The organism is Actinopolymorpha rutila (genome assembly GCF_013407855.1).
Lineage (GTDB): Bacteria > Actinomycetota > Actinomycetes > Propionibacteriales > Actinopolymorphaceae > Actinopolymorpha > Actinopolymorpha rutila.
On the sequence record NZ_JACBZH010000001.1, the window covers coordinates 3,555,614 to 3,580,859 of the forward strand.

At 70.4% G+C, this 25,246-nt stretch carries 21 protein-coding genes; 2 read left to right on the forward strand and 19 right to left on the reverse strand.

Going from position 1 to position 25,246, the window contains the following annotated elements:
* Nucleotides 1-14: 14 nt before the first annotated feature.
* The 16 genes from F4554_RS15910 to F4554_RS15985 form a co-directional block, all read right to left on the reverse strand.
* Entirely contained in the window at nt 15-821 is an 807-nt protein-coding gene (locus F4554_RS15910) for a prepilin peptidase (RefSeq protein ID WP_179788095.1), read from the reverse strand.
* Nucleotides 822-952: 131 nt separating this feature from the next.
* Nucleotides 953-1,798, reverse strand: a complete 846-nt coding sequence (locus tag F4554_RS15915) for a shikimate dehydrogenase (protein WP_179788096.1) — start codon at nt 1,796-1,798, stop codon at nt 953-955.
* Between the two features lie 5 nt (nt 1,799-1,803).
* The gene (mltG, locus tag F4554_RS15920; RefSeq protein ID WP_179788097.1) at nt 1,804-2,907 is read right to left on the reverse strand and encodes an endolytic transglycosylase MltG; all 1,104 of its coding nucleotides are present in this window, start codon (nt 2,905-2,907) and stop codon (nt 1,804-1,806) included.
* Nucleotides 2,900-3,367, reverse strand: coding sequence for a Holliday junction resolvase RuvX (gene ruvX, locus F4554_RS15925; protein ID WP_179788098.1), 468 nt, complete (start codon nt 3,365-3,367; stop codon nt 2,900-2,902). The genes mltG and ruvX overlap by 8 nt, the downstream gene beginning before the upstream one ends.
* Before the next feature lie 15 nt (nt 3,368-3,382).
* A complete protein-coding gene (alaS, locus tag F4554_RS15930; protein ID WP_179788099.1) occupies nt 3,383-6,061 on the reverse strand; it encodes an alanine--tRNA ligase in 2,679 nt (892 codons plus the stop codon).
* A complete protein-coding gene (locus F4554_RS15935) occupies nt 6,061-6,360 on the reverse strand; it encodes a DUF6167 family protein (RefSeq protein WP_179788100.1) in 300 nt (99 codons plus the stop codon). Before F4554_RS15935 ends, alaS begins: the two co-directional genes overlap by 1 nt.
* Nucleotides 6,357-6,776, reverse strand: a complete 420-nt coding sequence (locus F4554_RS15940; RefSeq protein ID WP_179788101.1) for a DUF948 domain-containing protein — start codon at nt 6,774-6,776, stop codon at nt 6,357-6,359. Before F4554_RS15940 ends, F4554_RS15935 begins: the two co-directional genes overlap by 4 nt.
* A 147-nt stretch (nt 6,777-6,923) precedes the next feature.
* Nucleotides 6,924-8,222, reverse strand: coding sequence for a replication-associated recombination protein A (locus F4554_RS15945; protein ID WP_238342023.1), 1,299 nt, complete (start codon nt 8,220-8,222; stop codon nt 6,924-6,926).
* A gap of 151 nt (nt 8,223-8,373) precedes the next feature.
* Nucleotides 8,374-9,516 carry an ABC transporter ATP-binding protein gene (locus F4554_RS15950; protein WP_179788102.1) on the reverse strand — a complete coding sequence of 381 codons (1,143 nt, stop codon included), beginning with the start codon at nt 9,514-9,516 and terminating at the stop codon, nt 8,374-8,376.
* Nucleotides 9,517-9,529: 13 nt separating this feature from the next.
* Entirely contained in the window at nt 9,530-10,630 is a 1,101-nt protein-coding gene (locus tag F4554_RS15955; RefSeq protein WP_179788103.1) for an ABC transporter ATP-binding protein, read from the reverse strand.
* Complete coding sequence (locus F4554_RS15960) at nt 10,627-11,619, reverse strand: ABC transporter permease (protein WP_179788104.1); 993 nt, start codon at nt 11,617-11,619, stop codon at nt 10,627-10,629. Before F4554_RS15960 ends, F4554_RS15955 begins: the two co-directional genes overlap by 4 nt.
* A gap of 87 nt (nt 11,620-11,706) precedes the next feature.
* Nucleotides 11,707-13,494 carry an ABC transporter substrate-binding protein gene (locus tag F4554_RS15965; protein ID WP_179788105.1) on the reverse strand — a complete coding sequence of 596 codons (1,788 nt, stop codon included), beginning with the start codon at nt 13,492-13,494 and terminating at the stop codon, nt 11,707-11,709.
* Between the two features lie 60 nt (nt 13,495-13,554).
* Entirely contained in the window at nt 13,555-14,532 is a 978-nt protein-coding gene (locus tag F4554_RS15970) for an ABC transporter permease (RefSeq protein WP_179788106.1), read from the reverse strand.
* A 303-nt stretch (nt 14,533-14,835) separates the two neighbouring features.
* Nucleotides 14,836-16,677, reverse strand: coding sequence for an aspartate--tRNA ligase (gene aspS, locus F4554_RS15975; protein ID WP_179788107.1), 1,842 nt, complete (start codon nt 16,675-16,677; stop codon nt 14,836-14,838).
* Nucleotides 16,674-18,014 (reverse strand): histidine--tRNA ligase, encoded by a 1,341-nt coding sequence (gene hisS, locus F4554_RS15980; RefSeq protein ID WP_179788108.1) that lies wholly within the window; start codon nt 18,012-18,014, stop codon nt 16,674-16,676. Before hisS ends, aspS begins: the two co-directional genes overlap by 4 nt.
* Nucleotides 18,015-18,023: 9 nt before the next feature.
* A complete protein-coding gene (locus F4554_RS15985) occupies nt 18,024-18,761 on the reverse strand; it encodes an MBL fold metallo-hydrolase (protein ID WP_179788109.1) in 738 nt (245 codons plus the stop codon).
* 332 nt (nt 18,762-19,093) lie between these two features.
* Here F4554_RS15985 and F4554_RS15990 point away from each other — a divergent pair, with 332 nt between their 5' ends.
* Both F4554_RS15990 and F4554_RS15995 read left to right on the forward strand, forming a co-directional pair.
* Nucleotides 19,094-19,468 carry a hypothetical protein gene (locus tag F4554_RS15990; RefSeq protein ID WP_179788110.1) on the forward strand — a complete coding sequence of 125 codons (375 nt, stop codon included), beginning with the start codon at nt 19,094-19,096 and terminating at the stop codon, nt 19,466-19,468.
* A 19-nt stretch (nt 19,469-19,487) separates the two neighbouring features.
* Nucleotides 19,488-20,726, forward strand: a complete 1,239-nt coding sequence (locus F4554_RS15995; RefSeq protein WP_337796064.1) for a DUF349 domain-containing protein — start codon at nt 19,488-19,490, stop codon at nt 20,724-20,726.
* A gap of 40 nt (nt 20,727-20,766) precedes the next feature.
* Here F4554_RS15995 and F4554_RS16000 read toward each other — a convergent pair whose 3' ends face one another.
* From F4554_RS16000 to secF, 3 genes are all read right to left on the reverse strand, one after another.
* Complete coding sequence (locus F4554_RS16000; RefSeq protein ID WP_179791581.1) at nt 20,767-22,992, reverse strand: RelA/SpoT family protein; 2,226 nt, start codon at nt 22,990-22,992, stop codon at nt 20,767-20,769.
* 463 nt (nt 22,993-23,455) lie between these two features.
* On the reverse strand, nt 23,456-23,998 hold the full coding sequence (locus F4554_RS16005; RefSeq protein WP_179788112.1) for an adenine phosphoribosyltransferase: 543 nt from the start codon (nt 23,996-23,998) through the stop codon (nt 23,456-23,458).
* Nucleotides 23,995-25,245, reverse strand: a complete 1,251-nt coding sequence (secF, locus tag F4554_RS16010) for a protein translocase subunit SecF (RefSeq protein ID WP_179788113.1) — start codon at nt 25,243-25,245, stop codon at nt 23,995-23,997. The genes F4554_RS16005 and secF overlap by 4 nt, the downstream gene beginning before the upstream one ends.
* Nucleotide 25,246 lies beyond the last annotated feature (1 nt).

Below are 25,246 nucleotides of genomic sequence, written 5' to 3' on the forward strand. Positions count from 1 at the left end.
CGGCACCCGTCGGCTCAGCGCGTGAGGTACCAGCCGAGCACGGGTTCGCCGTACATCACCGTGAGCAGGAATCCCGCCAGCAGGAACGGCCCGAACGGGATCGCGGTCTTGCGGTGCGCGCGGCCGGCCACGACCAGGCCGAGGCTCACCACCCCGCCGAGCACGAATGCCGCGAACGTGCCGACCAGGACGTACGGCAGGCCGAACCAGCCCAGGCCGACCCCGAGCACCCCGGCCAGCTTGACGTCACCGAAGCCCAGCCCGGACGGGGCGAGCGTCCCCAGCAACGCCAGGAACAGCCACAGTGCCGCCCCGCCGACCAGCGCCCAGGCAAGCCGGGTCCAGGCACCGGTGACCAGCGCGGCGCCGCCGAGCAGCCCGACCACCACGGCGTACGACGGCAGGACCACGGCGTTGGGCAGCAGCCGCACCCGCAGGTCGACGTAGCCGAGCAGGATTCCGGCCAGGGCGATGTAGAGAACGGCCGGCAGGGCCGCGTCGGGTCCCAGCCGCCAGGCCAGCAGGCCCCAGGTCAGGCCGGTCGCGACGGCGGCCACCACGGGCAGCGCGGGCCAGCGGGCGAGCTCGGCGTAGGAGACGGGGGTGTCGTATGGCTCGGGACCGTCGTCGCCGCCGGACCCACCGGTCCCGCCGATCCCCCGGTCGACCTCGCCGCTGACCGCGTCGGCGCTCTCCCTGTCGAACTCCTCGTCTGGCCGGGCCGGATCGGGCAGGCGCGCCACCCAGGCCGGTACCAGTGTCCCGGCGACACCGCCGACCGCGACGCAACCCGCCACGAACGCGATGTTCCATGCCGTCACGGTGACGGAGCCTAGCGGCCGGCGCGGGGTTGTGGCCGCTTGTCCACAGGGGCGGCCAGGGCGGTCACGGGCGGACCCGGCGATCGACGAGCGACGCGGGGGCATGGCCCCGCGGCCGGGACCTCGGCGCACTACCCGGCCCGGCTGCGCAGGGCGTGCTCGCCGGCGGCCCGCATCGCGGCCACCGGCGCGGGAGTCTTTCCGGTCATCTGCTCCACCTGCAACGCGGCCTGGTGGACCAGCAGGTCCAGCCCGCCGAGCACCACCAGCCCGGCCTGGTCGGCGGCCTGCGCCAGCCGGGTCGGCCACGGGTCGTACAGCGCGTCGAAGACCACCTCGGCCCGCCGGGTGACCTCGAAGGCGACCGGTGCCGCCGCCTCGTCGGGGACGGTGGACACCGCGAGGTCCACCCGCGCCGGCAGGTCGGCCGCCGCGTCTCCCCAGGCGACGACGCGCAGGTCGACGCCGAGTTCGGTCGCGAGCCGCTGCAGGTCCTGGGCGCGGGCGGGGTCGCGGGCCAGCGCCCACACCCGGCTCGCGTCCATCGCCGCCGAGGCGGCAAGAGCGGAGGAGGCAGTGGCGCCCACGCCGACCAGCAGGACGTGGCGGACGGTCCTGACGCCGCGTTCGCGCAGTGCCTCGACCATGCCGGGTACGTCGGTGTTGGTGCCCGTACGCCGGCCCCCGGCCAGCAGGACGGTGTTGACCGCGCCGACCAGCCGGGCAGGCTCGGCCACCTCGTCACACAGCGGGATGACGGCGCGCTTGAGCGGCATGGTCAGGGACAGGCCGCGCCAGGAAGGGTCGAGCCCGGCGAGGAAGGCGGCCAGCCCCTCCTCGCCCACGTCGAAGGCGTCGTAGCGCCACGGCAGGCCCAGCTCGGCGTACGCCGCGCGGTGGAGCACCGGCGACAGGGAGTGCGCGATCGGTGAGCCGAGCACCGCGCACCGGCGTACGTGCTTCTCTTCGGGTTTCACGGCCGTCAGCAGCGGTCGGAGTGCGAACGGCACCAGCTCTGGAACTGCCGCACGTACCTCTCGTGCTCGGCGAGCGTGGTGGCGAACTTCGTCTCACCGGTGTCCGGATTGACGGTCACGAAGTACATCCACGAGCCCTCGGCGGGATGGATGGCCGCGCGCAGCGCACGCTCACCGGGTGAGTTGATCGGACCCGGCGGCAGGCCCGCGTGCGCGTAGGTGTTGTACGGCGAGGGGTTGGCGCGTTCGGCCTGGGTCGTCGAGGGAGTGTTGTAGCGGTTGATCGCGTAGTGCACGGTCGAGTCCAGCTGCAGCCGCTGGTTCTTCGCCACCCGGTTGTAGATCACCCGGGCGACCTTCGGGAAGTCCTCGGGCCGGCGGGCCTCCGCCTCGACCAGGCTGGCGACCGTGACCACCTGCAGCGGGTCGAAGTCGGTCTGCGCTGTGCTGTCGGCCAGGCCGAGCTGGGTGCTCACCTGGTTGTGCCGCTTGGCCATGTCGCTCAGCAGCGAGGCCGCGGTGGTCCCCGGGTCGATGTCGTACGTCGCGGGGAACAGCATCCCCTCCGCCTTGCCCCTGGCGTACTTCGGCAGCCCCAGCGAGGACGGGTCCTTCAGCGCCTGCTGGAACTCCGACGCGGGGATCTTGGTCTTGTCCGAGAGGATCGACACGATCTGGGAGACGCGCCGGCCCTCCGGCACGGTCACGCGTTCCATGATCCTGGCGTCGGGGTCGAGCAGCAGCCCCAGCGCGTTCTTGGCCGCCATCTGCTCCCGCAGCCGGTAGTAGCCGGGCTGGATCGACAGCGCCCTGGAGTCGCTGCGGGCCGCGCGGGTGAACGCCTCCGCGCTCTTCACCACGTCCTTCTGCTCCAGGGTGTCGGCGATGTCGGTGCTGGACTCACCCTGCTCGATCTGGACCACGACCTGGCCCTGGCCGGAGCCGGTGTAGTCCGGGACGCTGAACACGTCCGACAGCAGGGCGCGGCCCTTGATCACCGCGACGGCGCCCAGGCCGCCGATCACGGCCAGTGCGATCAGGACGGCGACACAGCCGCGTCCACGACGGTGGCGTACGCGGCCGGAGGTCTGGAACCCGAGCTCACTCACTGGCGGTCGTTCTCCTTACGGTCGAGCCCGGCGGCTTTCCGGTGGAACGTTCGGTGTCGAGCGCGTTCTGGAGGATGACTGCAGCCGCCGCCTGGTCGATACGGTTCCTGGTGCTCTTGATGGACCGCCCCTGTGCCTTGAACCCCTGCTGCGCACCCACCGTCGACAGACGTTCGTCGAACAGCCGCACCGGAACCGGTGCGAGCCGCTCGGCGAGTTCGCCGGCGAACTCGCGGGCCTTCGCCGCGGCGGGCCCCTCCCGGCCCGACAGCGACACCGGCAACCCGACGACGACCTCGACCGCCTCCGACTCCTCGGCCAGCGCCGCCAGCCGGTCGAAGTCACCCGGGCCGCGCCGGACCGTCTCCACCGGGACCGCGAGATATCCGGACGGGTCGCAGCGGGCTACCCCAATTCGGACATCGCCCACGTCGACACCCAGCCGTACGCCGCCGCGCATCGTCGCCGTCCGCGCTCAGCTGCTCGTGACCCGCGTGCCGACGGCGTACTCGACCTCGCGAAGGGCCTCGTCGGCCTTACCGGGGTCGGTGCCGCCGCCCTGCGCGACGTCGTCCTTGCCCCCGCCGCCACCGCCGAGCACCCCGGCGGCGATCTTGACCAGTGCACCTGCCGAAAGCCGCCAGTTGCGGCCCTCGTCGTTGACGGCCACCACCACCGAGGGCCGGCCACCGCTGGCGCCGACGACGGCGACCACGGCCGGCCGGTCGGTCGGCATCCGGCCGCGCACGTCCAGCGCCAGCTTGCGCAGGTCACCGGCCGAGGCGCCGTCCACCCGGTGGGCGACCAGCGACACCCCGAACACGTCCTTGGGGTTGGCGGCGAGCCGGCCGGCCGTGGCGAGCACCTGCTGCACCCGGATGCGTTCCAGCTCCTTCTCGGCGGTGCGCAGCCGGTCGATGATGCCGGCCACCCGCTCGGGAAGCTCCTCCGGGCGGGCCTTGACCGCCTCGGCGAGCTGACCGAGCAGCACGTGCTCGCGGGCGAGGAAGCGGTAGGCGTCCGCGCCGACCAGCGCCTCCACCCGGCGGATGCCGGCACCGATCGAGGACTCCGAGAGCAGCTTGACCACGCCGAGCTGGCCGGAGCGACCGGCGTGCGTACCGCCGCACAGCTCCCGTGCCCAGTCGCCGACGGAGATCACCCGCACCACGTCGGGGTACTTCTCACCGAACAGCGCCATCGCGCCGGCCTGGCGCGCGTCGACCAGCGGCATCTCCTCCGCGGTCACCGGCAGGTCGGCGAGCAACAGGTCGTTGACGCGCTCCTCGGCCTCGGCCAGCACGGCCTCAGGGACCGGGCCGGTGGAGGTGAAGTCGAACCGGAACCGGCCGGGCGCGTTCTCCGAGCCCGCCTGCGCCGCGGTCTCACCGAGCGCCTCCCGGAACGCCTTGTGCACCATGTGGGTCGCGGTGTGTGCGCGAGAGATCGCGCGCCGGCGTTCGACGTCGACCAGGGCCTGGGCGAAGGTGCCCGGCACGACCTCGCCCTCGAGCACCTTCGCCTGGTGCACGATCAGCCCGGACAGCGGTGACTGGACGTCGTGGACGACCAGTCGCGCACCGTTGGCCAGCTCGACCACGCCCTCGTCGGCCAGCTGACCACCGGACTCGGCGTAGAACGGCGTGCGGTCCAGCACCAGCTCGACGGTCTCGCCCTCGCGTGCGGAGGTGACCGGCTCGCCGCCGACCAGCAGACCGGCCACGCGCCCCTCCGACACCACCTCGTCGTACCCGGTGAACTCCACCGAGTGGCCGAGGGTGTCGGCGACCGAGCGGTAGGCGGACAGGTCGGCGTGCGCGGTCTTGCGAGCTGCCGCGTCCTGCTTCGCGCGGGTGCGCTGCTCGGCCATCAGCCGGCGGAAGCCCTCCTCGTCCACCGACAGGCCGCGCTCGGCCGCCATCTCCATGGTCAGGTCGAACGGGAAGCCGTAGGTGTCGTGCAGCTGGAACGCCTTGGCCCCGGCCAGCACCGAACCACCGGACTGCCTGGTCTCGGTGGCCGCGAGGTCGAAGATCTGCGCACCGGTCTTCAGCGTGCCGAGGAACGTCTCCTCCTCGGCGTAGATGACCGAGCTGATCCGCTGCCAGTCACGCTCCAACTCGGGGTAGGACAGCTTCATCCGCGACTGGCTGACCGGCAGCAGCGCGGGCATGGTGGCCTCGTCGACGCCGAGCAGCCGCATCTGGTTGACGGCCCGGCGGATGATCCGGCGCAGCACGTAGCCGCGTCCCTCGTTGCCCGGCGAGATGCCGTCGCTGACGATCATCAGCGCCGAGCGCACGTGGTCGGCCACGACCCGCAGGCGTACGTCGGTCTGGTGGTCGGTGCCGTAGGAGCGGCCGCTCAGCTCGGTCGCGCGGTCGAGGACCGGCCGGATCTCGTCGTTCTCGTAGATGTTGTCCACGCCCTGCAACAGCGCGGCCATCCGCTCCAGGCCCATGCCGGTGTCGATGTTCTTGGCCGGCAGGTCGCCGAGCAGTTCGTAGCCCTCCTTGGCCGGGCCCTCGCCGCGCACCCACTGCATGAAGACGAGGTTCCAGAACTCCAGGAAGCGGTCCTCGTCGACCTCCGGGCCGCCCTCGGGGCCGTATGCCGGGCCGCGGTCGATGTAGAGCTCGCTGCACGGTCCGCACGGGCCGGGCACGCCCATCGACCACAGGTTGTCGGCCATGCCGCGGCGCACGATCCGCTGCTCGGGAAGCCCGATGCGGTGCTGCCAGATCCGGGCCGCCTCGTCGTCCTCGTGGTAGACGGTCACCCAGATGCGGGACTCCGGCAGGCCGAAGCCGCCCTCGCCGACAGGGCGGGTGACCAGCTCCCAGGCGGACTCGATCGCCTGTTCCTTGAAGTAGTCGCCGAAGGAGAAGTTGCCGTTCATCTGGAAGAACGTGCCGTGCCGGGTGGTCTTGCCGACCTCTTCGATGTCACCGGTGCGCACGCACTTCTGCACGCTGGTCGCCCGGGGGTAGGGCGGCGTCTCCTGGCCCAGCAGGTAGGGCTTGAACGGCACCATGCCCGCGTTGACGAACAGCAGGTTGGGGTCGTCGAGCAGCAGCGAGGCCGATGGAACGACGGTGTGGCCGCGCTCTCCGAAGAAGCGCAGGTAGCGTCGGCGAATCTCCGCCGTGTCCATCAGTTTCCGTCCCTCCAGCTCGAGTTCGGGTCACGGGCGAGGCGCGTGGCGGCCTCGACGTCCAGACCCGCGTGCCCGTTCGGCTCGGACGCGTCCAGCGCGAGGGCGCTGCGCAGCTCCTGCTCGCGGGCGTCCATGCCGGCCCGGATCTCCTCGCCGAACGCGCGTACGGCCTCGCCGAGTCCGCCCAGCTGCCTGGCCAGGCCCTGGGGGCTGAAGATCTCCGCCTGCTGGGACAGCTTGCGTACGACGACGACGCCGACGGTGGCGCCCACCACGACCCACACCAATCGCCTCATGCGACGTCGGCCTCCTTACGGCGACGGCCGCCACGCATCTGCGAACGCACCTCGCGCTCCATGTCGCGGCGGCTGCGGGCGGTGATCGCCCGGCGTACGCCGTAGGAGAAGGCGGCCGCCTTCACCAGGGGTCCACCGAGCGTGGCCGCGAACAGCGAACTCAGGCCGGCGACGTTCTCGGACACGGTCTGCACCCGCGAGGTGATCGCATCGACGCGTTCGAGCTGGGCGTTTGTGGTCGTCACCGTCGTGGTGACCTCTCCCAGCAAAGGTACGCTCTCGTCGGAGACGCCCCGGACGAGCAGGCGGGTCTCGTCCAGCACCTTGCCGAGCTTGAGGATGGGGTAGGCGAGAAGCCCCACGAGCAGCAGCAGCGCCGCGGCCGCGATCAAGCCCGCGATTTCACCGGCAGTCATGGCGACCAAACCTATAACGGTTGACGGCGCGGCGCGCGCCGCCCCTGCGTACCGTGTCGTGGCACCGACATGGCACGGTTTGCCCGAAGGATTCCTCCGCCGGGACGGGGCCGCCGTGAGCCGCTGTGCGGGACCGCCGCGGCACCCTCACTCGTCACCGGCGAGGATGCGCCGGATCCGCTCCAGGCGCTGGGCCGCGGCACCTTCGGCGCCCCGGCCGGTGGGCTGGTAGTAGACCCGGCCGGCTATCTCGTCGGGTGCGTACTGCTGCGCGACGATCCCGCGGGGGTCGTCGTGGGCGTAGCGGTAGCTGGAGCCGTGGCCGAGCTTCTTGGCGCCGCTGTAGTGCGCGTCGCGCAGGTGCGCCGGCACCCGGCCGATCCGGCCCGACCGCACGTCGGCCTGGGCCGCCCCGATCGCGGTGACCACGGCGTTCGACTTCGGTGCCAGCGCGAGGTGGATGACGGCCTGGGCGAGGTTGATCGCGGCCTCGGGCAGGCCGACGAACTGGGTGGCCTGGTGGGCCGCCACCGCGACTCCGAGGGCGGTCGGGTCGGCCATCCCGATGTCCTCGCTGGCCGAGATCACCAGGCGGCGGGCGACGAACCGGGGGTCCTCCCCCGCCTCGACCATCCGGGCAAGGTAGTGCAGCGCGGCGTCCACGTCGCTGCCCCGGATCGACTTGATCAACGCGCTGGCGACGTCGTAGTGCTGGTCGCCGTCGCGGTCGTAGCGGACCGCGGCCCGGTCGACCGCCGTCTCCAGCGTGGCCAGGTCGACCTCGCGGGAGTCCTTGGACCGCGCGGCGCCGGCCGCGGCCTCGAGGTAGGTCAGGGCCCGCCGGGCGTCGCCGCCGGCCATCCGGACCAGGTGCTCGCGGGCCTGCGCGACCAGGTCCACCGCGCCGGCCAGTCCGCGCTCGTCGACGACCGCCCGGTCGACCAGCTCGCCGATGTCGTCGTCGGACAGCGGCTCCAGCCGCAACAGCAGCGAACGCGACAGCAGCGGGGAGATGACGGAGAAGAAGGGGTTCTCCGTGGTCGCCGCGACCAGCGAGATCCAGCGGTTTTCCACGCCCGGCAACAGCGCGTCCTGCTGGGCCTTGTTGAACCGGTGCACCTCGTCGACGAACAACACCGTCTCCCGGCCCCGGCCGAGGTCGCGGCGGGCCGCGTCGATGACGGTGCGGACCTCCTTCACCCCGGCGGAGACGGCCGAGACCTCCACGAACGCGCGGTTGGTCTGCCGGCTCACGATCGAGGCGATGGTGGTCTTCCCCGAGCCGGGCGGTCCCCACAGCAGCAGCGACATTGCCTGGTCGCCCTCGACCATCCGGCGCAGCGGCGCACCCGGCGCCAGCAGCTGACGTTGGCCGACCAGGTCGTCGAGGGTCTGGGGACGCATGCGTACGGCCAGCGGCGCCGCCTGGTGGTCGGTGTCGGACAGGCTCCCCGAACCCCGGGGCGCCCCGCCCGCACCAGGGCCACCCGTGCCACCCGGTCCGCCATGGCTGCCGGATTCGCCGGCCCGGCCGGACACCTCGAACAACGCCTCGTCGGTCACGGCCCCGAGACTATCCGCCGGCTGTCGGCGCGGCTCAGCGCAGCGACGTGAGGTCCTCCGGGTGGACCTCGCCGTCACCCTCGGCCGCGGCGGCCGCGGCCACCTGGCTCGCCTGGGCGTCCGCCGCCGTCGGCGGGGCCGCGAAGTGGCAGGCCACCCGGTGGCCGCCGGCGATCTGCACCAGCGGCGGTTCCTGGGTGACGCAGATGTCCTGCGCCTTCCAGCACCGCGTACGGAACCGGCATCCCGACGGCGGGTCGATCGGGCTGGGCACGTCGCCGAACAACCGGATCCGCTCGCGCCGGCCGCCGATCGCCGCCTGCCCCACGTCGGGCACCGCGGACAGCAGCGCCTGGGTGTACGGGTGGTGCGGGCGGGAGTACAGCCGCTCGCGGTCGGTGATCTCCACGACCTTCCCGAGGTACATCACCGCGACCCGGGGACAGAAGTGGCGTACCACCGCCAGGTCGTGGGCGATGAACACGAAGGAGATGCCGAACTCCTTCTGCAGGTCCGCCAGCAGGTTGACGACCTGGGCCTGGATCGACACGTCCAGTGCGCTGACCGGCTCGTCGGCCACGATCAGCTGGGGCCGCACCGCCAGTGCCCGGGCGATCCCGATCCGCTGCCGCTGGCCGCCGGAGAACTCGCCCGGATAGCGGTTGTAGTGCTCGGGGTTGAGGCCGACCACCTCGAGGAGTTCCTGCACCCGCGAGAGCACCTTGTTCCGGGGAACGATGTCGTGCACCCGCAGCGGGGTGCCGATGATGCTGCCCACGGTGTGCCGTGGGTTCAGCGAGGAGTACGGGTCCTGGAAGATGATCTGGATCTTGCGCCGGTACGGCAGCAGCCTGCGGCCCGTCAGCTTGCTGATGTCGGTGCCCTCGAAGAGCACCTCGCCGCCGGTCGGATCCAGCAGCCGGGTGATCAGCCGGCCGGTCGTCGACTTGCCGCAGCCGGACTCGCCGACCAGGCCGAGGGACTCCCCGCGCCCCACCGTGAAGGAGACGCCGTCCACCGCCTGGACCTGGCCGACCACCCGCCGGACCACGCCGGCGGAGCGGACCGGGAAGTGCTTGACGAGGTCGCGTACCTCCAGCAGCGGGGCCGTGGGGTCGCCGACCTGCCGCCGCGCGTTGGTCCCACGGGTCGTGGGTGTGGTGGTGCTTTCGGTCATGGCAGCTTCTCCCTCACCCGATCCGCGGCAGGATCTCTTCGACGAAGATCTCGTCCGGATCCGGTAGGTGGCAGGCCTTCACGTGGTTCGGAACCCGCCCGCCCGGCCGCAGGTCGGGCAGGGTGGTGCTGCACCGGTCGTCGGGCAGCCGCGGCGCGTACGGGCAACGCGGGTGGAACGAACACCCCGACGGCAGGTTGATCAGGCTGGGCGGCATCCCCTTGATCGGGTTCAGCCGCTGGTCCGGGTCACCGGTCAGGTGCGGTGCGCTGGACAGCAGTCCCCAGGTGTAGGGGTGTTCGGGCCGGGTGAGGATCTGCTTGCCGGTGCCGTACTCCACACAGCGGCCGCCGTACATCACCAGTACGTCGTCGGCGACCTCGGCCACCACGCCGAGGTCGTGGGTGATCAGGATGATCGCCGACCCGAACTCCCGCTGCAGGTCCTGCAGCAGGTCGAGGATCTGCGCCTGCACCGTCACGTCCAGGGCCGTGGTCGGCTCGTCGGCGATCAGCAGCTTGGGGTCGTTGACCAGCGCCATCGCGATCATCGCCCGCTGGCGCATGCCGCCGGAGAACTGGTGCGGGTAGTCGCCGACCCGCCGGGATGCCTGCGGGATGCCCACCCGGTCCAGCATCTCGATCGCCCGCTTGCGGGCCTGCCCCTTGGACGCCTTGTGGTGGGCGAGGTAGGCCTCGGCGATCTGGTCGCCGATGCTGAAGAACGGGTGCAGGCTGGACAGCGGGTCCTGGAAGATCATCGAGACGGCGTTGCCGCGGATGCGCCGCATGCGCTCGTCGTCCACACCCACCAGCTCCGTGCCCTGCAGCCGGATGCTGCCGGTGATCTTCGCCCGGCGCCGGTCGTGCAGGCCCATGATCGCCATGCTGGACACGCTCTTGCCGGACCCGGACTCGCCGACGATGCCGAGGGTCCGGCCCAGGTGCACGTCGTAGGAGAGTTCGGTGACGGCGTTGACTACGCCGTCGGGGGTCGGGAAGCGGACGGAGAGGTCGTCCACCGCGAGGAACGGCGTGCCGTCGTCCGCGGAGGTTCGGGAAGTCCCGGCCGAACCGGTCGCTCCCGTGGTCTGGGGCCTGTCGTTCGTGGTCATCCGAGTCGCACCCGCGGGTCGAGGAAGCTGTAGACGATGTCGACGACGATGTTGAGCGCCACCAGCAGGAACGACGCGTACAGCACCGATCCCATGATGACCGGCAGGTCGCCGTTGCCGAAGGCGTTGAGGGCGATCAGTCCGAGCCCCTGCACGTTGAAGATCTGTTCGGTGAACACCGTGCCGGTGAGCAGGTTGGCGAGGTCGAGGCCGAGGATCGTCACCACCGAGGTCAGGCCGGCGCGGAGCGCGTGCTTGAAGTTGACCTTGCGTACGGTCAGTCCCTTGGCCCGCGCGGTGCGGACGAAGTCCTCGCCGAGCGCCTCCACCATGGCGGCCCTGGTGTAGCGGGCGTAGCTCGTGGCGTACACCGCCCCGAGCACGACCCACGGCAGCAGCAGGCCCTTGAACCAGCCGAGCGGATTCTCCAGTAATGGTTCGTACCCGCTGCGCGGAAGCACCTGGTACTGGATCGTGAGATAGATGGCGGCGAGCAGCGCGACGAGATAGTACGGGAACGACGTCAGCACCATCGACCCGCTGACGAGGGTCTTGTCCCACAGCGTTCCTCGATGGATCGCCGCCAGGGCGCCGGTGGTGACGCCGAACACCGTGAAGATGACCATCGCCCCGAGCGCGACCGAGATCGTGACCGGAAGCCCCTGCACGATCATCGTCGTGACGGGCTGGTCGGCCACGAACGAGTAGCCCAGGCAGGGCACGTCGCACTTCTTCACGAACCCGCCGGAGTGGATCTCCCGCCCGGTGACGATGCCGGTGAAGAACTCCGCGAACTGTTCGGGTACCGGCTTGTCCAGGGACAGGCTGCGCCGGATGTCGGCGAGCCGGTCGGGCGTGCAGTTGCGGTTGCCGCAGATGGAGTACTCGGGCTGGGACGGCCCGAGAAAGAACAGGAAGAACGACGCGACCATCACCACAAGGATCACGGCGATGCCGGCGACGATCCGTCGCACGATGTATCCGAACATGTTGGCAACCTCGCGGTGCGGCCCGAAAGACAGTTGACCGTGCGGCGGGTGGGAAGGGGATCGCCCTTCCCACCCGCCGGGTGCTACCTACTGCTTCACGTACAGCTTGGTGAAGTCAGGCCCGCCGCTGAACGGGTCGAGGACGACACCACCGAGCTTGGAGCCGAACAGGAAGTTGGTCTTGTTGTAGTCGACCGGGATGACCGGCACGTACTTCTGCATCATCGTCTTGTCGAGCTTGGCCCACTCCGGCTCCTGCTTCTGCAGCGGAAGCGCGGAGATCCGGTCGATCTCGGAGTTGATGTCGGTCTCGTTCAGGAACGACTTGTTCGGCGCCGAGTTCGGGTTGAGCGAGATGAGGCGCCCGTCGAAGATGGCCGGGAACACCGTGGTGCCCGAGGGCCAGTCCAGGCACCAGCCCAGCGGCCGGATGTTGATCTTCGACTTCGGGTTGTCGAACTCCGCCCGCACCTGGTCGCGCGGCATCGGGATCGCGGTGGTCTTGAAGCCCGCGGCCTTCAGCTTCTGCGCCCGCACCGCGGAGACCTGTGCCGCGATGTCGTTGTCGTTGGAGTAGGCCCACACGACGTCGAAGCCGAGCTTGCCCGCCTTCTCCAGCATCTTCTTCGCCTTGACCGGGTCGCCGTCACCCTTGCCGCCGTTGCCGAACAGGTCGTACTTGACGAAGCCCGGCGTCACCTTCGGCAGGATGGTGGTGGCGGGAGTGTAGGTGAACGGGCTGTCGCCACCCGCCTTGTGGATCGAGTCGAACGGCCACGCCGTGACCAGCGCCTTGCGCACCTCGAGCGGGATCCGCCGGGTGTCGAGATAGATGAAGTCGGTGCAGGTACCGTCACCGGTCAGCATCCGCTTCTCCGGCTCCTTGCCCTGGATCTTGGGCAGCAGCGAGGAGTCGACACCGTCGTAGGTGATCGCGGTCTGGTCCGGGCCGTTGTCGGCGATCAGCTGCTCCTGCAGCTTGATCGGGTTCTGGCTGAACTTGAAGTCGTACTTGTCGACGTACTGGTGGCGCACCGGGTCGGTCTTGGGGTCCCACTGGTCGTTCTTGACCAGGACCAGGCGCTTGCCCTTCTGGTAGCTGTCGAACTTGTACGGGCCCGCCGCCAGCGGCTTGTTCCCGTAGGCATCCTTGGTGTCCTTGGCCTGCGGAATCGGGCTGTACACCGGGAACGTCGCGTAGTAGGCGAGGTCCGGGAACGGCTTGGCCATCTTCAGGACGACCGTCTTGTCGTCAGGCGTCTCCACCCCGGCGTAGTCCAGGCCACCACCCTTGGCCTTGGACTTGAACGGGCCCTTGTACTTCGTGCCGTCCAGGAAGTAGCTCTGCTGGTACGTCGGGCCGCCGGGCAGTTCCTCGGTGGCGAAGGACCGCTTCACCGCGTACGCGATGTCCTGGGCCTTGATCGGGGAGCCGTCCTCGTACTTCAGGCCGTTCTTGAGGGTGAACTTCCACTCGGTGTAGTCCGCGTTGTGCTGGCCGAGGTCGGTGGCCAGGTCCGGGACCAGGTAGTACTTCCCGTCCGCGCGAAGCTCCAACGCCGTAAGGGTGCGCGCGGTCAGCCGCAGCACCGCCAGGGAGTCGATGTAGTAGGCCCGGGTGGGGTCGAAGGTCTCCGGCGCCGCCGCGGTGAGGACGGTCGCGGTGCCGCCCTTCTGCGCGCCGGCGATGTCCTTGGCCGGACCCTTGGCGTTGGCGTCGAGAACGACGTCGAAGCCGCCTCCCTTGGGCGCCTCGGCGGAAGAACCACCCTGCTGCTGCTTCTTCTGCTGCTCCTGCGCCTTCTCCGAAGGCGAGGCGCCTCCCCCACAGGCGGCCGTTGCGCCGAGCGCGAGCACGCTGGCGGCCGCAGCCAACCTTCTCCATCGCATACGAGTCACTTACTTGCCTTCCTTGCTTGTGGCCGTCGGCACGTGCTACCGACGAGTCGTTGGGTCGAAGGCGTCGCGGATCGCGTCGCCGAGAAGGTTCAGTGCCAGCACCAGAACGAGAATCGCCAGCGCCGGTTGCCAGAAGTAGATGGGGTACGTCTGGTAGTAGGTGAGCGCGGAGTTGATCGTGCGTCCCCACGAGGGTGTCGGCTCGGTCAGGCCGATCCCGAGGTAGGAAAGCCCTGCCTCCGAAGCGATGTAGCTCGGCACCGCCAGCGACAGGAACACGATGATCTGCCCGGTGAGGTTGGGCAGGAGTTCGCGGAACAGGATCTGGTGGGTCGGTACGCCGATCGCCCGGGCCGCCTGGATGAACTCCCGCTCCCGCAGCGACAGCACCTGTGCCCGGACCAGCCGGCCGAGGCCGGTCCAGCCGAAGATCGCGAAGATCGCCACCAGTGACCACAGGCGCACCTTGGAGACGGTGGCGTCGTCGGAGGCGAACCGCGCCTGCACGACCGGGACGATCGCGAACACGAACAGGATCAGCGGCATCGACAGCATCAGGTCGATCAGCCAGGAGATCGCCCGGTCGATCCGACCGCCCAGGAAGCCCGCCAGCAGGCCCATCGCGGTGCCGATGACCGTGGAGATGACGGCCGCGCTGGTCGCGACGATCAGGGACGGGCGGCTGCCCTCCACCCACCGGGCGAACAGATCCCTGCCCAGGCGGGGTTCCAGCCCGAACGGGTGTGCCGCACTGGGTTTGACGGTCGGGAAGCCGTACTCGTCGACCAGGTCCTGGTGGAGGGTGCTCGGGTCGGTGTGGGTGACGGCGGTGATGACGTCGGCGAAGACCGCGAGCAGAACGAAGAAAAGAACGACGACCGCGCAGATGATGGCGATCTTGTCCTTACGAAGCCGCTCCAGCGCTATCTGCGTCGGAGACTTGCTCTTGACCGGGTTGTCCGGAGGGGCGACCGGTGTACTGCTACCGGTCTCGAGCAGGGTCGGGTCCGCCATAGGTGCCCGTATGCCTTTCTGGCTTACGAATCACAACACACAGCAGTCGGCGACGCGCTGTGTACGAAGAATGTGACGCTGACGATAAACGACATCGGGCATATACACAGCGCCGCTTGGATCACGATTTGTAAACGCTTGCCATGACATTTGGTAAGCGAATTGCAGCGGCTACGGCACGCTGGGTAATGAAAACGGCGGCCGACCCGAATGGGTCGGCCGCCGAAACAGAAACGTCATCGACGGGTACTTGACGGGGAATCCCGTCGACGACATTCGATGATGTTCGATGCCGGAGCGGAGTCAGCTTCCTGACGCTGTGTCGTCCCTGTTTGCCGTATCTGTGACCTTCGGGTCCTCCGCGCGATGACGGCCGGTTCCGGACGGCTTGCCCGGAGCCGCGTCGATCCCGGCCTCCCGGCGCTGGGCCGGCGAGATGGGCGTCGGCGCCCCGGTGAGCGGATCCGCACCGGACGCGCTCTTGGGAAACGCGATGACGTCGCGGATCGACTCCGCACCGGTCAGCAGCGCCACCAGACGGTCCAGGCCGAGCGCGATGCCGCCGTGCGGCGGCGGGCCGTACTTGAACGCCTCCAGAAGGAAGCCGAACTGGCTGGCCGCCTCCTCCTGCGACAGCCCGATCAGGTCGAAGACGCGTTGCTGCACGTCGGCCCGGTGGATACGAATCGACCCACCGCCGATCTCGTTGCCGTTCAGCACGATGTCGTACGCCTGGGACAGCGCCTGGCCGGGGTCCTCCTCGAACCGGTCGGCCCATTCGGGCGTCGGCGCGGTGAAGGGGTGGTGGATCGCCGTCCACCCCTTCTCCCCGCCGAAGGTCTCCACCGGCTCGAACATCGGCGCGTCGACCACCCAGCAGAACTCCCAGCGGGAGTGGTCGATCAGGCCACAGCGCTCTCCCACTTCCAGCCGCACCGCCGCCAGCAGCGCCAGCGCCTCGGTGCGGGGTCCGGCCGCGAAGAAGACGCAGTCCCCCGGCTTCGCGCCGGCATGTTCGGCGAGACCGGCGCGCTCGTCCTCGGAGAGGTTCTTGGCCACCGGGCCGCCGAGCTCACCGCCCTCACCCACCAGCACGTACGCCAGACCCTTCGCGCCGCGCGAGCGGGCCCACTCCTGCCAGGCGTCCAGCTCCTTGCGCGCCTGCCCCGCTCCCCCGGGCATCACGACGGCGCCGACGTGGAAGTCCTCGCCCTTGGCCTGGAACACCCGGAACGACGTCTGCGCGAAGTAGTCGGTGAAGTCGACCAGCTCGTTGCCGAAGCGCAGGTCGGGCCGGTCGATGCCGAACCTGCGCATCGCCTCGGCGTAGGTCATCCGCGGGATCGGCAGCGAGATGTCGTACCCCAGAACGGTCTTCCACACCCGGGCGAGCACCCGCTCGGTCAGCGCGATGATGTCGTCGGTGTCGCAGAACGACATCTCCACGTCGAGCTGGGTGAACTCCGGCTGCCGGTCGGCACGGAAGTCCTCGTCCCGGAAGCACCGCGCGATCTGGTAGTAGCGCTCGATGCCGGCGACCATCAGCAGTTGCTTGAACAGCTGCGGCGACTGCGGGAGGGCGTACCAGCTGCCCGGCTGCAACCGGACCGGAACCACGAAGTCGCGGGCGCCCTCGGGGGTGGACCGGGTGAGGTAGGGCGTCTCCACGTCGACGAAGCCGTGCTCGTCCATCACGTCGCGGATCAGCCGGGTGACCCGCGACCGGGTGCGCAGCTTTTCCGCCATCTCCGGCCGGCGAAGGTCGAGGTAGCGGTGCCGCAGCCGGACCTCCTCGTTGACCGGGGTCTGGTGGTGTTCCTCGATCGGGAACGGCAGCGCCTCGGCGGTGCTGAGCACCTCCACCTGGTTGGCCACCACCTCCACCTCGCCGGTGGGCAGGTTGGGGTTGGCGTTGCCCTCCGGACGGCGGCGGACCTCTCCGACCACCCGCAGGCAGTGCTCCTGACGCAGGCCGTGCGCGGTCTCCTCGTCGCGGATCACCACCTGGACGGTTCCGGAGGCGTCACGCAGGTCGAGGAACGCCACGCCGCCGTGGTCGCGGCGCCGGGCGATCCAGCCGGCCAGGGTCACGGTCGCGTCCAGATGGTCGGCGCGGAGCGTGCCGGCCTCGTGCGTACGGATCACCCGTGCGTCTCCTTCGTTGTCGGTGCTGCCTGGTCCTGCCGTGGTGCGTTGTGACCTGGTTGGTCCTGTTCGGCGTGCGCGGTCGCCAGCGCGTCCGCCACGACGTCGACCAGTGAGGCGAGCGGGACGGGCCGCTGGCCGCCGCTGCGCAGGTCCTTCAGTTGTGCGCTGTCCTGCTCCAGGTCGCGGTCGCCGAGGACGAGTGCGAACGCCGCGCCGGAACGGTCGGCCGCCTTCATCGCGCCCTTGAGGCCCTGCCCGCCGTAGGTCGTGTCGGACCGTACGCCCGCCTCGCGCAGATCGCGCAGCAGGGTTACGGTCCGCCGCCGGGCCGATGCGCCGAGGGGTACGACGTACACGTCGCACCGGCTGGTCTCCCCCACCGTCAGGCCCTCCGCCTCGACGGCCAGCACGGTGCGGTCCAGGCCGAGCCCGAAGCCGACCCCGCCGAGGTCGGGGCCGCCGATCGTGGCCAGCAGCCCGTCGTAGCGGCCGCCGCCGCCGATGGCGGACTGCGCGCCGAGCCCGGGGTGGACGAGCTCGAACGTCGTGCGTACGTAGTAGTCGAGCCCGCGCACCAGGCGCGGCGCGTCCTCCCACTCCACGCCGAGGTCGGCAAGGTAGGAGCGGACCTGCTCGTGGTGTTCCTTGCACGCGCCGCAGAGGTGGTCGGTGATCAGCGGTGCGTCCGCCAGCTGGGCCTGGACCTCCGGGCGCTTGTCGTCGAGCACCCGCATGGGGTTGATCGCCGCCCGCCGGCGGGTGTCGTCGTCCAGGTCGATCCCGCGCAGGAAGTCCTGGAGAAGCTCGCGGTAGGCGGGGCGGCACTCCCGGCAGCCCAGGCTGTTCAGCAGCAGCCGGGTGCCGGTGAGGCCGAGCTGCCGCTGGGCCCGCCAGGCCATCCAGACGACCTCGGCGTCCAGCGCCGGGTCGTCGCCGCCGATCGTCTCCACCCCGACCTGGGTGTGCTGGCGGTAGCGGCCGGACTGCGGCTGTTCGTACCGGAAGTTCTGCCCGACGTACCACACCTTCACCGGTAGCTGGCCGCGGTGCAGGCCGCGTTCGGCGATCGCGCGCAGCACGCCGGCCGTGCCCTCCGGCCGCAGCGTGAGCGAGCGGCCGCCCCGGTCGGCGAAGGTGTACATCTCCTTCGTCACCACGTCGGTCGACTCACCCACGCCGCGGACGAACAGCCCGGTGTCCTCGAACAACGGTGTCTCGACGTAGTCGTAACCCGCCAGCCGCGGCGGTCGGCTCAGCGCCTCCCGCACGGCGAGCCAGGTGGCCGATCTCGGGGGTACGACGTCGAAGGTGCCCTTGGGCGCCTGGAAACTCATCTGCGATCTTCACCCGCTCCGTGCCGGGCCGGGCACGAGCCCTCTCAGGAAGGGATTGGTCTGGCGTTCCCGGCCGATGGTCGTCTGGTCACCGTGGCCGGGCAGGACCACGATCCGGTCGTCGAGCGGCAGCACCTTGTCGGAAAGGCTGCGCAGCATCGCCGGATGGTCACCGCCCGGCAGGTCGGTGCGTCCGATCGACCCGGCGAAGAGCAGGTCGCCCCCGAACATGAGCTCGGGCGCCGCGCTCGCCTGGCCGGTCCACGTGGGGGCACCTGCCCCGCGTACGTCCCCCTCGACGGGAGTACGGAACGCGACCGACCCGCTGGTATGGCCCGGGGTGTGGTCGACGGTGAAGCTCAGCCCGGCGACGTCGACCCGGGCGCCGTCGGTGAGCTCGCGTACGTCGTCGGGCTCGGCGAACGACTGCCCGCCGCCGAGCAGCGCGCCGGCCCACTCCGGCGGCAGGCCCCGCAACGGGTCGGCGAGCAGCGGCCGGTCGGCCGGGTGCACCCAGCAGATCGCGTCGTAGCTCCCGCACACCGGCAGCACCGACCACATGTGGTCGAGATGCCCATGCGTGAGCAGCACCGCCACCGGTCGGAGCCGGTGCTCGCGGACCACCTCGTCCACCGCGCCGGCCGCGTCCTGGCCCGGATCGACCACGACGCAGTCCTGCCCGGCCCCGGTCGCCACGACGTAGCAGTTCGCGGCGAACGCTCCGGTCGGGAAGCCGGCGACGAGCATGGGATCCTCTGCGGTCGGGTGGCGGTCGGGTGCGGCCCGAGGCGGCCGGTGGTGGCGGTCGGGACGAGACGGGGGACCTTCGAAGACTACCGGCGGCGTGTCCGGCGCGGCGAACCTGGCCGGTCCTGGCGATTACCGGGACACACTCCCCTACCAGGCCCAGGGCGTCTCCTAGACTGGCACACCGGTCATCGGACAGCTAAGCGGAGAGAACGGGGCCTTCGGTGGTCACCAAAGAGCAGCGCCGACGCCGCCTCGCGAGGCAGCACTGGGAGCGTCAGCAGGTCCGCCGTACCACTCGCAGGCGCCGGACACGGCGAAACGGCATCATCGTGGCGATCGTCGTCGGCGTGCTTGCCGTGGCCGCGGTGATCTACCTCGTCTTCTTCCTCCTGCGCGGCGACAATTCCTCCGCTGCCTCCCGTCCGGGCACCCGAGCGGGCACCTCGGCGGGGAACGGCGTACTCGCGGCACCTCCGGCCGCGCCGGGGCCGGGCTACATTCTCAGGAGCGGGGCCGATCGTCCGCGCCACGGCGAGCAACGCCTGGAGCCGGGTCGGCTGGTCCTGGTCGGTGGCGAAAAACCCGGTGCCGAGGGATTCCTCACTGGCTACGGTGACTCCTCCCCGTTCGATCACGGGGAAGCGGGGACCGGGCGGGCGGAGTCCTCGGACATCGGCAAAGATGTCAAGGTCACGACGACGTGATCTGCGACGGGAGCGTGCAGTGAGCGGAACGGCAGAGGAGCCCTGGGGCAGGGTCGCGGACGACGGCACCGTCTACCTCCGCACCGACGATGGCGAGCGCGCCATCGGATCCTGGCAGGTCGGCGATCCAGAGGGAGCGCTGGCCTTCTTCCGTCGCAAGTACGACGCCCTCGCACTGGAGGTCGACCTGCTCGCCTCCCGGGTGGAGAGCGGCATCCTCGCCCCTGACGACGCCCACAACGCGCTGCGCCGCGAGCGCCGCAACCTCGCAGGCGCCCAGGCGATCGGTGACCTCGGCGCCTTGTCGGCCAGGCTCGACCGGCTTGAGGAAGTGATCGCCGGGCGGCGCGCCGAGCGCCGCACCGAGCGCAAGCGGCAACTCGAGGAGGCCCGGTCGGCCAAGTCCGCGATCGCGGACGAGGCCGAGGCCCTGGCGTCCGGCTCGGACTGGCGGCACGGCGTCGGGCGCTTCCGCGAACTACTCGAGCAGTGGAAGGCACTGCCCCGGCTGGACAAGCAGACCGACGACGAGCTGTGGCGCCGCTTCTCCAGTGCCCGTACGTCCTACACCCGCCGGCGCAAGCAGCACTTCTCCGAGCTGAACGTACGCCGCGAGGACGCCCGTCAGGTCAAGGAGGCGCTCGCCGCCGAGGCCGAGACGCTGGCCGACTCCACCGACTGGGGCCGCGGCACCACGCAGTTCCGCACCCTCATGCAGCGCTGGAAGGCCGCCGGGCCCGCCGCCCGCGACGTGGAGGACCAACTCTGGAAGCGGTTCCGGGCAGCGCAGGACCGGTTCTTCAACGCCCGCAACGCGACCTTCGCCGAGCAGGACGAGGAGTACCGCGCCAACCTCGAGCAGAAGGAGGCGCTGCTGGTCGAGGCGGAGGCCCTGCTGCCGGTGCGCGACCACCGCACCGCCCGGGACGCCTACCGTTCGCTGCTGGCGCGCTGGGACCAGATCGGGCGGGTCCCCCGCGACTCCGTTCGTACGGTCGAGGGCAGGCTGCGCAAGGTCGAGGAAGCCATCCGGTCCGCGGAGAGCAACGAGTGGCGCCGGACCAACCCCGAGACGCGCGCCCGGGCCAACGACACGCTCACCCAGCTCCGCAACTCCATCGCCGACCTCGAACGCGACCTCGAGGCCCAGCAGGCGAAGGGCGACGTCGCCGGCGAACGCCGTGCACAGGAGGCGCTGGACGCCCGCCGGGCATGGCTCGCCGAAGTCGAGAAGACCCTCGACGAGTTCTCCGGCTGAGCCGGTCCCCCGCATCCAGCTCTGGGCGGTGGGCGGCAGATCAGTTGGTGACGCGGTAGGCGTCGAACACACCGTCCACGCTGCGCACCGCGCGGAGCACGTGACCGAGATGCTTCGGGTCGCCCATCTCGAAGGTGAACCTGCTCTTGGCCACCCGGTCGCGGGTCGTGGTCACCGACGCCGACAGGATGTTGACGTGCTGGTCGGACAGGATCCGGGTGATGTCACTGAGCAGCCGGGCGCGGTCCAGCGCCTCCACCTGGACCGCGACGAGGAACAGGCTCTGCGCCGTGGGCGCCCACTCGACCTCGACCATGCGTTCGGGCTGGGCGGTCAGGTGGCCGATGTTGACACAGTCACCGCGGTGCACCGAGACACCCGCGCCACGGGTGACGAACCCGACGATCGCGTCGCCCGGCACCGGCGTACAGCACTTGGCCAGCTTCACCCAGACGTCGGTCACGCCCTTCACGACCACGCCGGAGTCGCCCCGGGGCAACCGCTCCTTGCGGCCGGCCTCCGGGGAGATGATGACCGCCTCGGAGACGTCCTCGGCCTCCTCGCCGGAGCCGCCGACCGACTCCACCAGCCGGCGGACCACCGACTGCGCGGTGATGGTGCCCTCTCCCACCGCGGCGTACAGCGCCGACACGTCGGTGTATTTCAGGTCACGCGCGATCGTGGCCAGCGACTCGTGGGTGAGCATCCGCTGCAGCGGCAGGCCCTCCTTGCGGACCATCCGGGCCAGCTGCTCCTTGCCCTGGTCGATGGCCTCCTCGCGGCGTTCCTTGGTGAACCAGTGCCGGATCTTGTTGCGGGCGCGGGGGCTGCGGACGAAGCTCAGCCAGTCACGGCTCGGTGCGGCACCCTCGGCCTTGGAGGTGAACACCTCCACCAGGTCGCCGTTCTCCAGCTGGCTCTCCAGCGGGACCAGCCGGCCGTTGACCCGGGCGCCGATACAGCGGTGGCCGACCTCGGTGTGGATGGCGTACGCGAAGTCGACCGGCGTCGAACCGGTGGGCAACGCGATCACGTCGCCGCGCGGGGTGAAGACGTAGACCTGGGTGGAGTTGATCTCGAAGCGCAGCGACTCCAGGAACTCGCCGGGGTCCTCGGTCTCGCGCTGCCAGTCCAGCAACTGCCGGAGCCAGGCCATGTCGTTGGGGCCGCCGTTGTCGGTCTCCGGACCGGCGGTCGGGTCCTCCTTGTACTTCCAGTGGGCGGCGACGCCGTACTCTGCGCGCCGGTGCATCGCGAACGTCCGCAGCTGCATCTCGACCGGCTTGCCCTCCGGCCCCATCACCGAGGTGTGCAGCGACTGGTACATGTTGAACTTCGGCATCGCGATGTAGTCCTTGAACCGCCCGGGCACGGGGTTCCATCGCGCGTGGATGACGCCGAGAGCGGCGTAACAGTCGCGTACGGAGTCGGTCAGGACCCGGATGCCGACCAGGTCGTAGATGTCGCCGAACTCCCGGCCCCGCACGATCATCTTCTGGTAGATCGAGTAGTAGTGCTTGGGCCGGCCGGTGACCGTCGCCTTGATCTTGGCCTCGCGCAGGTCGGACTGCACCCGGTCTATGACCTTCGCGAGGTACTCGTCGCGCGAGGGTGCCCGCTCGGCGACCAGCCGGACGATCTCGTCGTACAGCTTGGGATGCAGGGTGGCGAACGCGAGATCCTCGATCTCCCACTTCAGCGTGTTCATGCCGAGGCGGTGGGCCAGTGAGGCGTAGATCTCCAGGGTCTCCCGCGCGGTGCGCTCCTGGGAGGCCTGCTTGACGTATCGCAGCGTCCGCATGTTGTGCAGCCGGTCGGCGAGCTTGATCACCAGCACCCGGATGTCCTTGGCCATCGCGATGACCATCTTGCGGATGGTCTCGGCCTGGGCGCTCTCGCCGTACTTCACCTTGTCGAGCTTGGTCACGCCGTCGACCAGCAGCGCGATCTCGTCGCCGAAGTCGTTGCGGAGCTCGGTGAGGGTGTACGGCGTGTCCTCCACCGTGTCGTGCAGCAACGCCGCACACAGGGTCGGCGGCGTCATGCCGAGCTCGGCCAGGATGGTGGCCACCGCGACGGGATGGGTGATGAACGGGTCGCCGCTCTTGCGGGTCTGACCCCGGTGATAGCGCTCGGCCGTGTGGTAGGCGCGCTCGATGAGCGCCAGGTCGGCCTTGGGGTGGGTGCTGCGGACGATCCGGAACAACGGCTCCAGCACGGGATTGCCCTGCGGCGTCCGGCCCAGCCGGGCAAGCCGCTGGCGCATCCGCCGCGACGAGGCTGAGAACGGGCCGACTGCGGTCTGCCCGCCGGACGACGCGCGCCGGCCGCTCGACGGAACGGTCTCGGAGGTGCCGTTCGACTCCTGGGGCGACTCGGCCGGACGAGTGTCGGAGTCCGGTGCGGTTGCCTCCAGGGCCGCGGCGCGGCTCCTGGACACGCTCACCGAGCGGTGCGGCGCCGGGGACACCTCGCGGCGCGCCGGCGCGGATGGAGCGGTCTCGTCGGCCACTGCGGTCTCCTCGGGGGCGGCAAGAAACCAGTTTACGGGCACCGAGTCGGGTTGCCGTCAACCCTGTCCGAACCCGTCCGACGCCGACCCACCCGTCCCCTGTCGTACCACCTGTCCGGATCGTCCCCGGTGACCGGGTTGTCCGGCAGGTCCGGTTGGGCCGTTCCTCCAGTGTCCACCCCAGGCCTGCTTCCCGCCAGAAGCAGGGCACAGATCGTCAGACCGGCAGCAGCGAGTGAACGGTGAGGTCGCCGGTCCTGGTGCGCGGCGCGAGGAACGTGAGCTCGAGCAGTACCGAGACCCCGGCCACCTGTGCTCCGGCGTCGCGGATGAGGGCGTTCGTCGCCTCGACGGTGCCGCCGGTGGCGAGTACGTCGTCGACGATGAGCACCCGGTCACCCGGCTCGAAGGCTTCCCGCTGCACCTCGAGGGTCTCCTCGCCGTACTCGAGGGCGTAGGAGCGGGCGAGGGTCGGGCCGGGCAGCTTGCCGGCCTTGCGGACCGGAACGAACCCCGCACCCAGGGCCAGCGCCACCGGCGCGGCGAGGATGAAACCCCGGGCCTCGATGCCGACCACCTTGTCCACCCGCGGTGTGGCGTTCCGCCACGGCGCGCCGAGTGCTTCGACGGTGTGCCCGAACGCCTCCGGGTCGGCCAGCAGCGGTGTGATGTCCTTGAAGACGACTCCGGGCTTGGGGTAGTCCGGGACGTCGCGGACCAGCTCCGCGACCAGGCGGTCCGCCGACCGGATCCCGCTCATCGGCCCTGCCCCTTCGGACGCCGCGACGACCTCGGCTTGCGCTGGGGCTGGGTGCGCCCGGCCGACCCGTCGCTGGTCGACTGCGGCCTGCCGGCGGGGCGGCCCGGCGCGCGCGACGTCGCCGGCACCGACTGGCGGGTGCGGTTCGTCCCCGGCGCCTCGCCGGTGGCGGCGGGCTCCGCCTCTTCGGCGTCCGTCGCGGTGCCGATCGCGCCACTCGCGCCGACAGCGGCAGTCCCGGCACCCGCGCTCTTCGCGGCACCTGCCCGGCGCTGCTCCACCCGTCGGGCCAGCGCCCGCATCGCCGGCTCGCGTTCCTTCAGGTCGCACAGCAGCGGGGTGGCGATGAAGATCGAGGAGTACGTACCGACCGCGATGCCGATGAACAGCGCGAGGGCAAGGTCCTTCAGCGTCCCCGCACCGAGCAGGCCGGCGCCGACGAACAGGATGCCGGCCACCGGCAGGAGTGCGATGACGGAGGTGTTGATCGATCTGACGAGGGTCTGGTTGACGGCGAGGTTGGCCGCCTCGCTGTAGGTCCACCGGCTGCCCGAGGAGATCGACCGGGTGTTCTCACGCACCTTGTCGAAGACGACCACGGTGTCGTACAGCGAGTAGCCCAGGATGGTGAGCACGCCGATGACCGTGGCCGGAGTGACGTCGAAGCCGACCAGGGCGTAGATGCCGATGGTGATCGCCACGTCGTGCAGCAGCGCGACCAGACCCGACACCGACATCCGCCATTCGCGGAAGTAGAGCCAGATCACGCCCATCACCAGGACGAGGAACACTCCGAGACTCAGTGCCGCCTTGTCGGTGATCTGCGCACCCCAGGTCGGCCCGATGCTGGAGTAGTCGATCTGACCTTCGCTGACCTTGAGGTGCTGTGCGATCGCCGTGCGGGCCTTGGCGATCTCGTCGGTGCTCAGGGGCGGGGTCTCGACCCGGACCTGGTTGCTGCCGATCGAGGTGACGACCGGCTCCGCACTGTGGAGGACGCCGGTGTCGGCGACGGCGGACCGGACGCCCGGAATGGCGGCCTGTGCCGTGCCCGATGTCACCGGCGCCTGGAAGTCGACGCCGCCGCGGAACTCGATGGAGAAGTTCAGGCCGCGTACGAGTACGGCGCCGATCGCGATCAGCAGGACGACCGCGGAGACGAGGTACCACAGCTTCCGCCGGCCGACGAAGTTCAGCGAGAGTTCGCCGGTGTAGAGCTTGTGCCCGACGGCACCCAGGCGCGACATG

Bases quoted from the DNA above. Each gene is read 5' to 3' on its own strand.
- ruvX (WP_179788098.1), bottom strand. From the start codon at position 3,367: ATGCGCGGCGGCGTACGGCTGGGTGTCGACGTGGGCGATGTCCGAATT.
- alaS (WP_179788099.1), bottom strand. From the start codon at position 6,061: ATGGACACGGCGGAGATTCGCCGACGCTACCTGCGCTTCTTCGGAGAG.
- F4554_RS15935 (WP_179788100.1), bottom strand. From the start codon at position 6,360: ATGAGGCGATTGGTGTGGGTCGTGGTGGGCGCCACCGTCGGCGTCGTC.
- F4554_RS15940 (WP_179788101.1), bottom strand. From the start codon at position 6,776: ATGACTGCCGGTGAAATCGCGGGCTTGATCGCGGCCGCGGCGCTGCTG.
- F4554_RS15950 (WP_179788102.1), bottom strand. From the start codon at position 9,516: ATGACCGAAAGCACCACCACACCCACGACCCGTGGGACCAACGCGCGG.
- F4554_RS15955 (WP_179788103.1), bottom strand. From the start codon at position 10,630: ATGACCACGAACGACAGGCCCCAGACCACGGGAGCGACCGGTTCGGCC.
- F4554_RS15960 (WP_179788104.1), bottom strand. From the start codon at position 11,619: ATGTTCGGATACATCGTGCGACGGATCGTCGCCGGCATCGCCGTGATC.
- F4554_RS15970 (WP_179788106.1), bottom strand. From the start codon at position 14,532: ATGGCGGACCCGACCCTGCTCGAGACCGGTAGCAGTACACCGGTCGCC.
- hisS (WP_179788108.1), bottom strand. From the start codon at position 18,014: ATGAGTTTCCAGGCGCCCAAGGGCACCTTCGACGTCGTACCCCCGAGA.
- F4554_RS15985 (WP_179788109.1), bottom strand. From the start codon at position 18,761: ATGCTCGTCGCCGGCTTCCCGACCGGAGCGTTCGCCGCGAACTGCTAC.
- F4554_RS16000 (WP_179791581.1), bottom strand. From the start codon at position 22,992: ATGCGCCAGCGGCTTGCCCGGCTGGGCCGGACGCCGCAGGGCAATCCC.
- F4554_RS16005 (WP_179788112.1), bottom strand. From the start codon at position 23,998: ATGAGCGGGATCCGGTCGGCGGACCGCCTGGTCGCGGAGCTGGTCCGC.
- secF (WP_179788113.1), bottom strand. From the start codon at position 25,245: ATGTCGCGCCTGGGTGCCGTCGGGCACAAGCTCTACACCGGCGAACTC.